This is a genomic window from Microbacterium sp. NPDC078814, from assembly GCF_040702645.1.
GTDB lineage: Bacteria > Actinomycetota > Actinomycetes > Actinomycetales > Microbacteriaceae > Microbacterium.
In genome coordinates this window covers 162,376-176,765 of record NZ_JBFBLT010000003.1, presented here as the reverse complement: position 1 = coordinate 176,765, position 14,390 = coordinate 162,376, and the positions used below count along the sequence as shown (strand labels likewise).

15 protein-coding genes and 1 tRNA gene are annotated in these 14,390 nt (G+C 70.1%); 9 read left to right on the top strand and 7 right to left on the bottom strand.

Translation table 11 applies throughout. The features are described 5' to 3' along the window. The first annotated feature begins 97 nt into the window (after positions 1-97). Genes trxB through AB0300_RS07000 form a run of 4 tightly spaced genes read left to right on the top strand, consistent with a single transcriptional unit; the run spans position 98 to position 3,599 of the window. Positions 98-1,081, top strand: a complete 984-nt coding sequence (gene trxB / locus AB0300_RS07015; RefSeq protein ID WP_025102701.1) for a thioredoxin-disulfide reductase — start codon at positions 98-100, stop codon at positions 1,079-1,081. Further along, a complete protein-coding gene (arsB, locus tag AB0300_RS07010; RefSeq protein WP_025102700.1) occupies positions 1,078-2,175 on the top strand; it encodes an ACR3 family arsenite efflux transporter in 1,098 nt (365 codons plus the stop codon). The genes trxB and arsB overlap by 4 nt, the downstream gene beginning before the upstream one ends. Then, positions 2,172-3,161, top strand: coding sequence for a metalloregulator ArsR/SmtB family transcription factor (locus AB0300_RS07005; protein WP_025102699.1), 990 nt, complete (start codon positions 2,172-2,174; stop codon positions 3,159-3,161). Before arsB ends, AB0300_RS07005 begins: the two co-directional genes overlap by 4 nt. Before the next feature lie 24 nt (positions 3,162-3,185). Beyond that, positions 3,186-3,599, top strand: coding sequence for an arsenate reductase ArsC (locus AB0300_RS07000; protein ID WP_025102698.1), 414 nt, complete (start codon positions 3,186-3,188; stop codon positions 3,597-3,599). A gap of 480 nt (positions 3,600-4,079) precedes the next feature. Here AB0300_RS07000 and AB0300_RS06995 read toward each other — a convergent pair. Continuing rightward, positions 4,080-4,153: transfer RNA gene (locus AB0300_RS06995), tRNA-Gly, on the bottom strand. An 86-nt stretch (positions 4,154-4,239) separates the two neighbouring features. On the opposite strand from AB0300_RS06995, the gene dcd reads away from it, so the two are divergent. Together dcd and AB0300_RS06985 are read left to right on the top strand one after the other, a co-directional pair. Beyond that, the gene (dcd, locus tag AB0300_RS06990; protein WP_025102697.1) at positions 4,240-4,845 is read left to right on the top strand and encodes a dCTP deaminase; all 606 of its coding nucleotides are present in this window, start codon (positions 4,240-4,242) and stop codon (positions 4,843-4,845) included. Between the two features lies 1 nt (position 4,846). After that, complete coding sequence (locus tag AB0300_RS06985) at positions 4,847-5,320, top strand: hypothetical protein (RefSeq protein ID WP_366215731.1); 474 nt, start codon at positions 4,847-4,849, stop codon at positions 5,318-5,320. On the opposite strand, the gene AB0300_RS06980 is transcribed toward AB0300_RS06985, so the two are convergent. Continuing rightward, positions 5,253-6,254, bottom strand: coding sequence for an alpha/beta hydrolase (locus AB0300_RS06980; protein ID WP_025102695.1), 1,002 nt, complete (start codon positions 6,252-6,254; stop codon positions 5,253-5,255). The genes AB0300_RS06985 and AB0300_RS06980 overlap by 68 nt on opposite strands. 72 nt (positions 6,255-6,326) lie before the next feature. Between AB0300_RS06980 and AB0300_RS06975 the strand changes: the two genes are divergently transcribed. From AB0300_RS06975 to AB0300_RS06965, 3 genes are all read left to right on the top strand, one after another. Beyond that, on the top strand, positions 6,327-6,974 hold the full coding sequence (locus AB0300_RS06975) for a TetR/AcrR family transcriptional regulator (RefSeq protein WP_366215730.1): 648 nt from the start codon (positions 6,327-6,329) through the stop codon (positions 6,972-6,974). An 813-nt stretch (positions 6,975-7,787) separates the two neighbouring features. Next, entirely contained in the window at positions 7,788-8,369 is a 582-nt protein-coding gene (locus AB0300_RS06970; protein ID WP_366215729.1) for a hypothetical protein, read from the top strand. A 331-nt stretch (positions 8,370-8,700) separates the two neighbouring features. Further along, the gene (locus AB0300_RS06965) at positions 8,701-9,258 is read left to right on the top strand and encodes a MarR family transcriptional regulator (RefSeq protein ID WP_366215728.1); all 558 of its coding nucleotides are present in this window, start codon (positions 8,701-8,703) and stop codon (positions 9,256-9,258) included. Positions 9,259-9,264: 6 nt separating this feature from the next. Here AB0300_RS06965 and AB0300_RS06960 read toward each other — a convergent pair whose 3' ends face one another. The 5 genes from AB0300_RS06960 to AB0300_RS06940 all read right to left on the bottom strand — a co-directional run bounded on the left by AB0300_RS06960 (position 9,265) and on the right by AB0300_RS06940 (position 14,302). After that, positions 9,265-10,182 carry a cation diffusion facilitator family transporter gene (locus tag AB0300_RS06960; RefSeq protein WP_366215727.1) on the bottom strand — a complete coding sequence of 306 codons (918 nt, stop codon included), beginning with the start codon at positions 10,180-10,182 and terminating at the stop codon, positions 9,265-9,267. A 46-nt stretch (positions 10,183-10,228) separates the two neighbouring features. Continuing rightward, positions 10,229-11,635: an MFS transporter gene (locus AB0300_RS06955; protein ID WP_366215726.1), complete on the bottom strand. Its 1,407-nt coding sequence runs from the start codon at positions 11,633-11,635 to the stop codon at positions 10,229-10,231. A gap of 70 nt (positions 11,636-11,705) precedes the next feature. Beyond that, the gene (locus tag AB0300_RS06950) at positions 11,706-12,194 is read right to left on the bottom strand and encodes a DUF3253 domain-containing protein (protein WP_025102688.1); all 489 of its coding nucleotides are present in this window, start codon (positions 12,192-12,194) and stop codon (positions 11,706-11,708) included. A 63-nt stretch (positions 12,195-12,257) separates the two neighbouring features. Further along, the gene (locus AB0300_RS06945) at positions 12,258-13,433 is read right to left on the bottom strand and encodes a DUF1343 domain-containing protein (protein ID WP_366215725.1); all 1,176 of its coding nucleotides are present in this window, start codon (positions 13,431-13,433) and stop codon (positions 12,258-12,260) included. A gap of 2 nt (positions 13,434-13,435) precedes the next feature. After that, positions 13,436-14,302: a MurR/RpiR family transcriptional regulator gene (locus AB0300_RS06940; RefSeq protein WP_029989136.1), complete on the bottom strand. Its 867-nt coding sequence runs from the start codon at positions 14,300-14,302 to the stop codon at positions 13,436-13,438. Positions 14,303-14,390: the final 88 nt, after the last annotated feature.

Sequence of the window (14,390 nt, the reverse complement as noted above, 5' to 3'; positions counted from 1 at the left end):
AAGGGCGGGGCTCATGAGTGGAGCCCCGCCCTTCCGTGTCAGACCAACGCGGATCGTAGCGGTTGCCTCAGGCATTGATGAGTGTCAATATAGACACATGTCGATACAAGAAGTCGAGCTTGCGGTCATCGGGTCCGGCCCTTCGGGCTACACCGCAGCCATCTATGCTGCGCGAGCTGGCCTCGCGCCCGTGGTGCTTGCCGGATCCGTGACGGCGGGTGGCGCGCTGATGACGACGACCGAGGTCGAGAACTTCCCTGGGTTCGTTGACGGCGTACAGGGGCCCGAACTGATGGAGTCGATGCGCGCGCAGGCGGAGCGTTTCGGTGCCCGCATCCTCCTGGACGACGCGATCCGGGTCGACCTCGACGGGCGCACCAAGACCATCGAGACCGGCACGGGGAACACTATCCATGCTCGCGCCGTCATTCTCACGATGGGCTCCGCCTATCGCAAGCTGGGACTGCCAGACGAGGAGCGCCTCACTGGCCGCGGCGTGTCCTGGTGTGCCACGTGTGACGGCTTCTTCTTCCGTGACCAGGAGATCGTCGTCGTCGGCGGCGGGGATTCCGCAATGGAGGAGGCGCTGTTCCTCACCCGCTTCGCATCGAAGGTGACTATCGTGCACCGCCGCGGCGAGTTCCGCGCATCGAAGATCATGGCCCAGCGCGTGCTCGACCACCCGAAGATCGAAGTCGCCTGGAACGCGGAAGTCGCGGGCCTCATCGGCGCCGAGAAGGTCGAGGCGGTCGCACTCCGCGACAGCGTCACCGGTGCGGAACGGGAACTGCCCGCCACCGGAGTGTTCGTCGCCATCGGTCACGACCCGCGCTCCGAGATCGTCACCGGGCTCGTCGAAACCGACGCCGATGGATATGTCCTCGTCGACCACCCCTCCACCCACACGAACGTGTCGGGAGTCTTCGCCGCCGGCGACCTGGTGGATCATACCTACCGTCAGGCGATCACTGCGGCGGGCACCGGATGCGCCGCGGCTCAGGATGCCCAGCACTACCTGGCCGCGCTTGACGAAACCGCACCCATCGAGGCTGACGCCGCCGCAGAGGCGCTCCTCGCATGAGCACCGCAACTGTTCCCACTACTGCTCCAGCCACTCGACGTCTGTCGACTCTCGACCGGTGGTTGCCACTGTGGATCGGCCTGGCCATGGTCGGTGGAATCCTCGTCGGCCGCTTCATCCCCGGCGTCTCCGATCTCCTGGCCGCTCTCGAACTCGGTGGAATCTCCATTCCCATCGCCCTCGGCCTGCTGGTGATGATGTATCCAGTCCTCGCGAAGGTCCGCTACGACAGGATCGCTGCCGTCACCGGAGACAAGAGACTGCTCATCTCGTCGCTGGTGCTCAACTGGCTCGTCGGTCCTGCGCTGATGTTCGTCCTCGCCTGGGCGTTCCTCCCCGATCTGCCCGAGTATCGCACGGGGCTCATCATCGTCGGGCTCGCGCGCTGCATCGCCATGGTCGTCATCTGGAATGACCTCGCCTGCGGCGACCGGGAGGCGGCAGCCGTTCTGGTCGCCATCAACTCGGTCTTCCAAGTCGTCGCATTCTCGCTGCTCGGATGGTTCTACCTGACCGTCCTCCCCGGCTGGCTCGGGTTCGATTCGCAAGGCCTGGAGATATCGGTCTGGCAGATCGCATTGAACGTCCTGATCTTCCTGGGCATCCCCCTCATCGCCGGCTTCGCTTCCCGCCTCATCGGAGAGCGTGCGAAGGGACGCGACTGGTACGAAGGTCGTTTCCTGCCGAAGATCGGTCCCTGGGCCCTCTACGGTCTGCTCTTCACCATCGTGCTGCTGTTCGCTCTTCAGGGGGAACAGGTCACCAGCCGCCCGTGGGACGTCGCGCGGATCGCGCTTCCTCTGCTGGCCTACTTCGCGGTCATGTGGTTCATCGGTCTCTTCACCGGGAAAGCACTTGGACTCGGCTACGCCCGCTCATCGACCTTGGCGTTCACCGCGGCCGGCAACAACTTCGAGCTCGCCATCGCCGTCGCCATCGGCACGTTCGGAGCGACGTCCGGACAGGCCCTGGCAGGCGTCGTCGGTCCGTTGATCGAGGTCCCGGTTCTCGTCGGGCTCGTGTATGTCTCGCTCTGGGCAGCCCGCCGCTGGTTCCACACGGACCCGTACGCGGCTGAAAGGATGCAGTCATGAACGTCACTGCAACGACGGACATCGACACGTGCAGTCCGGTCGCGACGCACGCCATCGGGCTGGAAGCAGCCTCCACAGTCGCCGTGACGCTGAAGGCGCTGTCGGATCCGCTGCGCCTACGGATGCTGTCGGCCATCGCCTCCGACCCGCGAGGAGAATCGTGCGTGTGCGACCTCGCTGAGCTCGCCGACGTCTCCCAGCCCACCGTCTCCCACCACCTCAAGGTGCTCAGGGACGTCGAGGTGCTCACATCTGAGCGACGCGGCACATGGGTCTGGTATCGGATCAACCCGACGCGACGTGGTGCCGTCACCGCACTGCTGGACTCCTTCGCGCCGGCTTCGGTCGCGCCCGGCCGCGTCGACGAAGAAAGCCCGCTACGGCCGGACTTCGACGCGCGCGTGACCCGCCTCGCCGAGGAGCTCGCGGCAGAAGTGCCCGAGCTCGACCCAGATGTCGTCCTCACGACCGTCCGAGAGTCTTACACCGCGCTCGCGCGGACCGCCCGCGTTACCTCGACGCTCATCCCTCTCACCGAGCGCTTCGCGCGGCAACGGCTCGCGGACTTGACCCGAGACCGCGGCTCGGCCCTCCCGCAAGTGCTGTTCGTCTGTGTCGCCAATGCGGGACGGTCGCAGCTCGCCGCCGCGCTCGTCAACCAGCTCGCCCCCGGCAAGGTCGTCGCACGCTCCGCCGGTTCCGCTCCCGCCGACGTCGTCCACCCCCACGTCCGCTCGCTCCTAGCGGAGATCGAAGGTGACGGGGCTGCTGAGCGATTCCCGAAGCCGCTCACCGACGATGCCGTCCGCGCGGCCGACGTCGTCATCACCATGGGGTGTGGCGACGTCTGCCCCATCATTCCCGGCGTCCGCTACGACGACTGGGCGGTCGGCGATCCCGCCCTCGCCTCCCGCGAAGGCGTCGAGGCCATCCGCGACGAGATCGCCCAACGCGTTCGCGCACTCGTCGACGACCTCGTCCACTGACCACGCCTCTCACCAGGAGCACCAATGACTGACACGACCACGAGCACCAAGCCCTCGGTCCTCTTCGTCTGCGTCCACAACGCCGGACGCTCACAGATGGCCGCCGGTTTCCTCCGTGACATCGCCGGCGACCGCATCGAAGTGCGCTCCGCTGGCTCCATGCCAGCCGACCAGATCAACCCGATCGCCGTGGAGGCGATGGGCGAGCTCGGCATCGACATCACGGCCGAACAGCCCAAGGTGCTCACAACCGAAGCCGTGCAGGCGTCTGACGTCGTCATCACGATGGGATGCGGCGACGCTTGCCCGTTCTTCCCGGGCAAGCGCTACGAGGACTGGAAGCTCGAGGACCCGGCCGGACAGGGAATCGACGCAGTCCGCCCGATACGCGACGACATCCGCGCGCGCATTCAGAAGCTGGTGGCCGAACTGCTGTGATCCCTGGGCCGGCTGAACACCACGGCGCATTCTTATTGCAGCTGCCGTCGGACATCGGGATGAACTCGGCCTCCGGCGGGCAGTCTGCCTGAGAACGGGTACACCCGGAGCCCCGCCACGGAACGTCGGGGTCGGAACGGCAGGGTCGCGATTCGGCGACGAACCATCCGTCCGGGAGTGGCCCGTACCTTGCGACACGATGCGGCGTTCTTCGCGGCATCGCTCGTAGCTCGGCGATGTCCCCTACCTCGCCTCGGGCGCGGGACCCTGGGTGCCTCCCTGCCGCAAGCTCACTCCTCCGAGAACCCTGACCCATTCCAGGCCACCTTCCAGACCCTGCTGCTCATCACGACGACCGTCAGCATCATCAGCGTCATCAGGGAGGATCGACGCAACAAGCGGGCAACCGCGGGAGCACAAGAGGCGAGCTCCGGTCTGGAGTATCTCCGGAATGTCCGGATCAGCTGTGGAAGTCACATATGGAGGGGCTGACGGGAATCGAACCCGCGCTGTCTGCTTGGGAAGCAGAAGTTCTACCATTGAACTACAGCCCCGCACCCGCCCGAGAGCAGGTGGAGCAAGCCTACCTGTCGCGGGCCGGATGGCCAAAGCGCGGGTCGCTCATGACTAGGCTTGTGCCGTGCTTCTCAGCGATCGCGACATCAGAGCAGAACTCGCCTCCGGCCGCGTCGGCCTGGAACCGCATGCGCCGGAGATGATCCAGCCGTCGAGCATCGACGTGCGACTGGACCGCTACTTCCGCCTCTTCGACAATCACAAGTACCCGTTCATCGACCCCTCGGTCGACCAGCCCGAGCTGACGCGGCTGATCGAGGTCGATCCGGACGAGCCCTTCATCCTCCACCCCGGCGAGTTCGCGCTGGGGGCCACGTTCGAGCAGGTCACCCTGCCGGACGACATCGCCGCGCGGCTGGAGGGGAAGTCGTCGCTCGGGCGCCTCGGGCTCATCACCCACTCGACCGCCGGCTTCATCGACCCGGGCTTCTCCGGGCATGTGACGCTGGAGCTCGCGAACGTGGCGACGCTGCCGATCAAGCTGTGGCCCGGCATGAAGATCGGCCAGCTCTGCTTCTTCCGGCTCACCTCACCGGCGGAGAACCCGTACGGCTCCGGTCCCTACGGCAACCGCTACCAGGGTCAGCGGGGTCCGACGGCGTCCCGGTCGTTCCAGAACTTCCACCGCACCGACGTGGGTGTGACCGACATCGGAGCCGTCGGAGGCTGACATGAGCGACGCGAGCGGGACGGGTTCCGACGAGTCCGCGGTGCCTGACGGGGCGGCGCTGCCGGACGATCCGGGGCTGGATATCGCTCCCGCCGACGCGGTGATCCCGCCGGCCGACGCCGTGATCCCGCCTCCGCCGCCGGAGACGCCGCTCCCGGAGGGGCTGCTGGCTGCTCCCGAAGCCGCAGGCGATGCGCTTCCGGCACCGACCCGTCGCTCGGAGCGATCCCGCCCGACGCCCGCGATCCTCCAGGGCGAGCAGCCCGCGGCGGCTGCGGACGACTGGGCGCAGCGATCGATCGCCCCGGAGGTCGCCGACACCGGCAGCTACCGGATGCTCGCGGTCGTCGTCTTCGTCGTGCTCTTCCTCCTGCTCGCGGCGGCTGTGGTGACGCTCGTCGTGCTGATCACCACTGTCGGGCTGCCGTTCGCGGCCGTCGACCCGGGCGCGGGCTTCCTGCCGACCCGGGTGTAGGGCTCCGAAGGGCGGCGGGCGGGTCCGCCGGTGCGGCATCAATGTCGGCTCGTCCCGTGGCGGTGCCGAGCGCATCCACGGCGTCGAGACCCCCGGTCACGAGAGCGACCACGGCGTCGAGGGTCGGATCAGCCGACAGCACTCTCGTATGACCGAGACCCACCGTGCGGACGAGACGGGAGCGGCCGGGATGAGCGGCGTGCAGCCGGAGGGCGTCGTGGTCGGGCATCCGGCGGTCGCCCCGGTCGTGCACGATGAGCAGTGTGGTGCCGGCGGGGAGTGGATGCGCGCCTGCGTCATACCGTTCGACGGCGGTTGCGGGATCGAGCCGGAGGCGGCGGTGGAAGCGGGTGCGGAGTCGGTCCGCGGTGGCGGGGTCGAGCCGGAGGTCACGGACGAACTGGGCGAGGAACGCCTCGGGTGCGGCGGCCCCGGCGACGACGGCGACGGCGGGGACCGAGCCGGACGACCGGGCGACGGTCAGCGCCGCGAGTCCGCCGAAGGAGTGTCCGATGAGAGCGGAGAAGGGGCCGTGGGTGCGGTCCAGCTGCTCCGCGGCATCGACCCAGTCGCGGATATCGGTGTGCCGCCCGCCGGAGGAGCCGTGCGCCGGGGCATCGAAGGCGACGACCCGGAATCCCTCGGCGACGAGTTCCCGCACGAGCGGGGCGAACTGGGAGGCGCGGCCCCGCCAGCCGTGCAGGAGCAGCACGGTGCGCGGACCCGTGCCCCACGTGTAGGTCGTGACGGGGATGCCGCGCACGAGGAGCGTCCCGCGGCGGGCGTCGTCGTGGGTGGCGGCGTCGGCGGCACGCACGGCCATCCGTGGGCGGGTGGAGAAGAACAGCCGGTAGGCGAGATCGCCGGCGAGGAGAGGGGAGAGGCGTCCCACAGTCGGGAGGGCGCGGACGAGGAGAGAGGACGCGGACGGCATGGAGGCTCCTTCACCGAACTATACGAACGATCATCCGTATACTAGACGAACGGTCGTTCGTATACTAGGGCCATGGTGGATGGTGTAATTCAGGACGGCCGGCGGGCACGCGGCGACGCCTCCCGCCGCATCGTGCTGGAGAGTGCGACCGACCTCGCCTCCGTCGAGGGTCTGGACGGCGTGACGATCGGACGCCTCGCGACCGCCTCGGGGTCGAGCAAGAGCAGCATCGCGACGCTGTTCCAGAGCAAGGAGGGCCTGCAGCTCGCGACGGTCGCCGCCGCTCGGGACATCTTCGTCGAGCGGATCATCGAGCCCGCCCGCGCTCAGCCGAGGGGAGCGCACCGCCTGGCCGCGCTCCTCCATAACGCCTTGGTCTACTCGAAAGACCGCGTCTTCACGGGCGGGTGCTTCTTCGCGGCGACCGCGGCGGACGTCGACTCCAAGCCCGGTCCCGTGAGCGATGCCGTGCGGGCGGCCCTCGTCGACTGGTACGGATACATCGAGGCCCAGCTGCGGTTCGCGGCCGCGGAGGGGGAGGTCGACGCGGCTGACGTCGAGGTGCTGGCGTTCGAGCTCGTCGCCCTCAATGAGCAGGCCAACGCGCGGTCGCTCCTCCTGCGGGGCGACAGGCCGTATGCGCTTGCGGCGGCCGCGATGCGCTCACGCCTCCGTGACGCGGGCGCCCCCGACACCGCCCTCGCCCTCCTCGACCTCTAGCCCCGTCCCGCGCCCGCGCCCCACGCCCCCGTTCCCCCTGCGGGCTCAGGAACGCACCGCAATCCCGTGTCGACGGCCCGTTTCTGATCCCGCCCCACGGTCGGGCCCGGCCCCCTTATGCGTGCGGGATGGGAAATGCGCGCCGCGGTCCGTCGGAAGGATCGTTTCTGATCCCGCCCGACGGTCGGGCCGTCCACTCTTTCGCTCGCGGGATGGGAATCGGGCCCCGAGGTCCGTCGGGAGGGGCGTTACTGATCCCGCCCGACGGTTGGGGCCTGCCGTCTTGCGTGCGGGGCGAGAATCGGGTCCGGAGGTCCGTCGGGAGGGGCGTTTCCGATCCTGCTTAACGGTCGGGGGCCTACCGTCTTGCGTGCGGGACGGGAATCGGGCCCCGAGGTCCGTCGGGAGGGGCGTTTCTGATCCCGCCCGACGGTTTGGGGCCTGCCGTCTTGCGTGCGGGATGAGAAGTGGCCCGCGAGGTGCGAAGGAGAGGCCGTTCTTGATCCGCGCACGTGCCTTCCCTGTACCTGTCACCTCAGGCCCTTGCGCTTCCACCGGGCGCCTCGTTCCTTGCTCCCCTGCCTGCATGACCCTGCGGGATGGAAAACGTGCCGCTGGGGTGTTCGGGAGGGGCGATTCTGATCCCGTCCGGAGAGTAGGTGCTCGCGTCGCCGCGGCGGGGGATCGAAGACGTGCCTCGAGTGCGCTCGGGAGGTGCGGAAGTGATCCCGGAGGGGCGTCCCGGTGCGCGGAAGCGCCCCAGCCGGGGTTCCGGTGGGGCGCTTCGAGGAGGTGAGGTCAGGCGGCGTGGCCGTGGCGGAATCCGGCGTCGAAGCCACGCTCGAATGCGCGCTCCGCCATCCGCTGCGCGCGGTGGCCGTGCCCGTGCCCGTGACCGCGGCCGTGGTCGCGGTGTGCGTGACCGTGGTCGCGGTGCCCCTGGCCGTCGTGGTGACCGCGCCCGCGGTACCCGCCTTCCTCGGCTCCGTCGTGACGGTCGAAGCCGTGCCGGGGGCCGAAGCCCTCCTCGGGGCCGAAGCTGTGCCGGGGGTCGAAGCCGTGCCGGGGGTCGAAGTCCCCGTGCCCGAAGCCGTGCCCGAAGCCGCGCCCGTGCTCGTTCCCGTGCCCGTGCCGGCGAGCGAAGCCGCCGCGGGGGCCGAAGCCGAACCCGGGGCGCTGCTTCCGGGGGAGAGGGGTCTCCTCGTCCCACCCGAAGGCGCGGGCGATCTTCTCGAGCGCCGCGAGGGTCGTCGCCATCTCCTCGTCGGAGACCGCGTCGGCGACCTTCGCGCGGATGCCGTCGACGGCGGCGCCGAGACGCTCCTTCGCCGCGCGGCCCTCGTCGGTCAGCGCCCATCCGTCGCCGTCCGCCTCGACCCCAGCCGCGGTCGATGAGATCGTGCAGCTTGTGCGGGTTCAACGGGCGGCGGGCGGGTACCGAGCCATCGACGACGTTCAGCAGCCGCCAGTCGCGGCGGGTCGCGCCCTCCGCGGCGAAGACAGTGGCGAAGTCCTGTGCCATCAGGCGGTCGACGGCCTTGAGCCAGAAACCGAACGGGCGGGAGGTGTTGTCAAAAGTGCTGTCTGCAGTGGTGTTCATGGTGATCCTTCGTCGTCTGTGGTGCACCGATGACGGATGTCATCCGACATATCAATGTCACTGTGCATGTACATGCAGTGTGACATGGAACCGAGACGCATGTCAAGCTGCATGTAAACTCGGGGCATGGCCACCGATCCGATCGACCCCGCGTCCCCCGACGCCGCCGAAGCGATCGCGCAGGCGCTCTCCCGACTGCGCGGACGCCGACCCGGACCCGGCGGCCGCGAGCACGACGGGCCCCGCGGTGCACACGGGCACGGGCCCCACGGAGACCCGCGCGAGCACTTCGCCCATCACCGCGGCCACCCGGGGATGCCGCCGTGGATGGCCGACGGCGGCCGCCTCGGCGGACCGGCCCGTCTCCGCATGCTCGAAGCCCTCGCCGCCGCGCCGGAACCCCTCAGCGTGAGCGCGCTCGGGCAGGCGATCGGCGTGGATCAGCCGCGGGCGTCCCGGCTCGTGCAGCAGGGCGTGCAGGCTGGGTTCGTGCGGCGCGAGGCCGACCCGGACGACGCCCGCCGCACCCGCATCGCGCTGACCGACGAGGGGCGCCGACTGGCCCGCGGGATGCGGGGCGAACGCCGCGAGCTGCTCGGTCGCGCGCTCGAGTCGTTCACCCCGGAGGAGCGCACGGAGCTCGCGCGGCTGCTCACCAAGCTCGCCGACAACTGGCGCGCCTGACCGGCCTCACGCGCGGGCGAAGTCCAGCGAGGGCTCGTCGTCCACCGAGAGGGACAGCACGACGGTCTCCACCGCGTCGTGCGCCTCGATCCGCCGCTCCACCTCACGCAGACGCCGGGCCACGTCGTGCTCGCGCGCATCGCCCGCGAGGTCGACCTCGGCGACGAGGAACAGCCGGTTCGGCCCCACGTACTCGATGTGCAGGTAGGTGACCCGCTCGATGTCGTCCATGCCGAGGAGGGCCGTGCCGACCCGGGAGCGCAGGGCGGGGGACACCGACGTGCCGACGAGGAACGCGATGTTCCGTCCGATCAGGATCACGGCGACGATGCCCAGCAGGATCCCGACGAGGATCGACCCGATCGCATCCCATGCGGCGACACCGGTGAGCTGATGCAGGAGGATCGACCCGCCCGCCAGCACGAGGCCGATGAGGGCGGCGGAGTCCTCGAAGAACACCGCCCGGAGCGTGGTGTCGCTCGTCTCGAGCACGAAGTCCCACGTGGAGGATCCGCGCTCCTGGGCCAGCCGACGGGAGCGGACCATCGCCTGTGTGAACGACGCCCCCTCCAGCACGAAGGCGATCCCGAGCACGATGTACGCCACGACCGGGCTCTCCACGGGGCCGGAGTCGGACAGCTCCTGGATGCCGTGCATGATCGAGACGATCGAGCCGGCGGTGAAGATGCCGAACGCCGCGATGAGGGACCAGACGAACGCATTGCGGCCGTAGCCGAGCGGATGCCGGGCGTCCTTGGTCTTCGCGCCGCGTCGATCGGCGATGAGCAGGAAGACCTCGTTCCCCGCGTCCGCCCACGAGTGCGCGGCCTCGGCCACCATCGACGCGGACGAGGTGATGACGGCGGCGACCGTCTTCGCGATCGCGACGAGGATGTTGGCGAGGAAGGCGAGGACGACGGTCACCGGGTCAGGCTACTCCCGCCCGACCCGTCCGACTCCCGGAGCGGGCTCAGCGCGGCGCCTTCACCGGGAGCAGGAGGAGGAACCCGATGATGAGCACGATGATGATGCCGAGGATCCCGTAGGCGGTCTGGCTCGTCGAGACGATGAGCACGGTCCAGGCGGCCGAGGCCATCCAGCTCGCGGCCCTGCCGGTCGTGGCGTAGAGACCGAAGATCTCGCCCTCCCGGCCTGCCGGGGTGACGCGGGCGAGGAAGGAGCGCGCCGCCGCCTGCGCCGGGCCGACGAAGGCGCAGAGCACGAGGCCGCCGATCCAGAACACGAGCGACCCGGCGTCGCGGAGCAGGAACACGGCGAGGCCGGCGACGACCATCGATCCGATCGAGCCGAGGATGATCCGCTTGGGGCCGAGGCGATCGTCGAGGCGCCCCGCGATGATGGTCGAGACGCCGGCGACGAGGTTCGCGGCGATGCCGAAGACGATGATGTCCTGCGTGCCGAACCGGAACACCGCGGTGCCGATGATGGCGCCGAACGCGAAGACCCCGCCGAGGCCGTCGCGGAACACGGCGCTGGCGAGCAGGTACCAGAACGTCGACCGGGTCTGCGGGTCGCGGTAGAGGCCGATCACGTCTTGGACGAGGAGAACGTAGGAGCGGAAGAACCCCACCTTGCGCTCCGGCCGACCGAGCGACGGCTCCGGCACGTTGAGGAAGATCGGGATGCTGAAGACGATCGCCCAGACCGCGCATCCCACGGCGATGAGCCGGTACGCGAGGCCGTTGTCGGTGGACATGCCGAACCAGTCGAAGGTGTCGAGCAGGACGACGATGACGAGGGCGATGATGCCGCCGAGGTAGCCGAAGCCCCAGCCCAGGCCGGAGATGCGGCCGACGTTCTTCGGGTTCGCAATGCCGATGAGCATGGCGTTGGAGTTCACCGCGGCGATCTCGCCGAACACGGAACCGGCGGAGATCAGCGCGACGCCGAGCCAGAACAGGGCCGGCTGCGGCTCCACGAACCACAGTCCCAGCATGCAGAGGATGAGAGCGCCGGTGCCGATGCCCAGCCAGAGCTTCTGTCGTCCGGCGGCGTCCGCGCGCTGACCGAGGACGGGGGCGAGCAGGAGGATGCCGAGCGCGGCGATCGTCGAACCCAGTCCGAGACCGGAGGCGAGGTCGGCCTCCGCGGCGACGCGGACCGGGTCGCTCGGGTCGAGGGCGGCGATCTCCGGCGGCAGGAACGAGGCGCTGACGAGGTACAGCGCGGTGAAGACGAACGTGAGGATGACGGTGTTGAACGGCTGCGTCGCCCAATCCCACAGCGCCCAGGAGTACACCTGCTTCCGAGGTGCGGGGGTGTCTCCGCGCAGATCGAGGCCGACGACGGCCACGGCGCCGCTGTTCGCTGTCGCCACGGGCTCGGGGGCGCCCGCCGCGGGATCGGGTGAGGTCATGGTCGAAGTCTGGCCGCGGACGGTGAACGCCCGGTGACGGCGCGCCGTCGGCGTCGGGCGCCCGGGGCGTTCAGAGGGCGGGGCCGCGGCGGATGCGGACGGGTCCGCGGGCGTCGGCGATCTGGACCGGCTCGCCCTTCTGCGTGACGACCACGACGTCGCGGGAGGCCAGGTCCGCGGCGACGCGGCGCACGTCGGGCATCCGGTCGCGCCACTCCTCGCCGCCGACCGCGCGGGCGACGTCGCTCGGGCAGATCGACGAGTCCGCGCGTTTCCGGGTGAGGGCGCGCATCGTCGCGGCGATCCGCTCCTCGGCCTGCGCCGCGGAGGGCTCCTCCCACCACGGGGCACCCCGCTCGCCGAGGGCGGTCTTCGCATCCTGCACGCGACGGCGGGCGTCGGGCTCCGCCGCCTTCACCGCGCGCCGTGCGGCCATGAGCTCGTCGACGAGCTCCTGCCGCAGGTTCTCGGGGATCGACGGATCGGTGGCGCGCCACCGCCGGCCGTTCACGACGATGTGGTGTCCGTCCGCGGTGGGCGCGGGGCCGTCGTCCGTCATACCGGCCATCCTGCGCGGCGGCCGCGCGCGCCGCCATCCCCTTGACGTCCGCGCGGCTGCCGGTCAGCGGTAGAGGAGGTCGGCGTCGACGAGCCCCGGCCAGTCCGGCACCGCGAGCGACTCCGGCTCGTCCCACTCGCCCGCCGTGATCCGGCGGAAGGCGCCCTCGACCCCGAACAGCTTCTCCAGAGGGGACCAGTCGGACTCCCCGGGCATCGGCACCAGCGCCCGCTCGGCCAGGGCCTCGGGGTAGAGGGTGGCGAGCAGCGACAGCAGGCGGACGCCGGTGTGCACCGGCCGGAAGGCGACCGGGTCGGTCACATGCAGGAGGAGCCCCTGGCAGGCCTCGCCGGCGTGATCCCGCACCAGAGGGGTGAAGCCGTAGGGGGATGCGGTGACGCCGGGAAGGGCGAGCTCGACGAACGCGGTCGTGTACTCCTCGGCGTCGATGAACGGGGCGCCGATGACGCGGAAGGGCACGGCCGTGCTGCGACCCTCGGAGACGTTCACGCCCTCGGCCAGACACGTGCCGGGGTACAGCAGGGTGGTCGCGGCACTGGGCAGGTTCGGCGAGGGCGGCATCCAGGTCAGCTCCTGCCGGCCGAGGGCGGTCTGATCGCGCGTCCATCCCTGCACCTCGACGACGTGCAGCTCCACGTCGATCCGGCGCGTGCGCACCCAGTGCCGCGCGAGCTCGCCGATCGTCAGACCATGGCGGACGGGCATCGTCCACCGCCCGACGAGCGAGTTCGCCGCCTCGTCGAGCATCGGCCCGTCGGCTTGCTCCAGGCGTCCGCCGAGCGGATTCGGGCGGTCGAGCACCATCACGGCGACGCCCGCGTCTGCGCACGCCTCGAGCACATGGCTCATCGTCCAGATGTACGTGTAGAAACGCGCACCCACGTCGGGAAGGTCGACGAGCACGACGTCGAGGTCGGCGAGGTCGGCGGCCGCGGGACGCACGTCCGCGCCGTAGAGGCTGCGCACCGGGAGCCCGGTCAGCGTGTCCCGCAGATCCCCGATCAGCTCTCCCTCCCTGGCCCGGCCGTCGAGGCCGTGCTCGGGGCCGAAGAGGAGCGTGAGCGGGAATCCGGCGTCGGCGAGGCCTGCGCGTCCACGGGCGAGGGTCGAGGTGAGGGCCAGGTCGTTCGTGACCATCCCGAGGCGGGCGCCCCGGAGGCGGTCCCGCTGCGGCTGCGTCAGGTCGTCGTGGAGGAGGCGGTCGATTCCGAGCTGCATGATCAATCGATTCTGTGAGCGGTGACGGCGTCGTGCGTGCGCTGGAGGTTCGCGGAGATCCGGTCGTAGTCGGCCTGGGCGATGCGCGTGTAGAGGAAGTCGAGGACGGCGAGCTGGGCGATGCGGCTGGCCATCGCGCCGGAGCGGAAGGTCGACTCCGACACCGCCGTGACGAGGGTGTGCGCGCACGCGCGGGCGAGCGGCGAGCGCGGGTTGTTGGTGATGGCGATGGTGGTGGCGCCGGCGGCGGCGGCCACCTCGGCCGCCTGCACGATCTCCAGGGTGCGGCCGGAGTGCGAGATGGCGATCGCGGCGTCCCGATCGTCCAGGAGCGCGGCGCCGGTGAGGGCGAGGTGGTGGTCGGTCCGCGCCTGGGCGACGAGGCCGGCGCGATGGAGCTTCTGCTCGAGGTCCTGCGCGGCGAGTCCGCTGGAGGCCGCGCCGTAGATGTCGATACGACGCGCGCCGCGGACCACGGCGACGCACCGCTCCAGCTCGGCGATGTCGAGCTGGCGGGCGGTGCGCTCGATGGCCTCGGCCTCCGCGAAGGCGATCTTGCGCACCGTGGTCGCGGCGTCGTCGTGGCGGCTCACATCCCCCGCGGACACCTGGAAGCGCTCGCGCTCGGATGCGCTCCGCGTGAGCTCTCCGGCCAGGGCGATCCGCAGGTCGGGGTACCCGGGGAACCCGAGGCTGCGGGTGAAGCGGGCGACGCTGGCGACCGACACCCCGCACTCCTCGGCGAGGCGGGTGATGGAGTTCTCCAGGACCGCCTGCGGTTCGGCGAGCACGCGTTCGGCGATGCGACGTTCCGTGGGGGTGAGCGCGGAGAGGCGCTGATGGATGGCTGTCACGACACTGTTCGGCACGAGCCCATGATGGCAGGTCGGGTCCGCACTCGGTAGGAATTTTCAGAAACGCTTGCATTTTTGTAAGAGATTGCCCACAGTGGCAGTG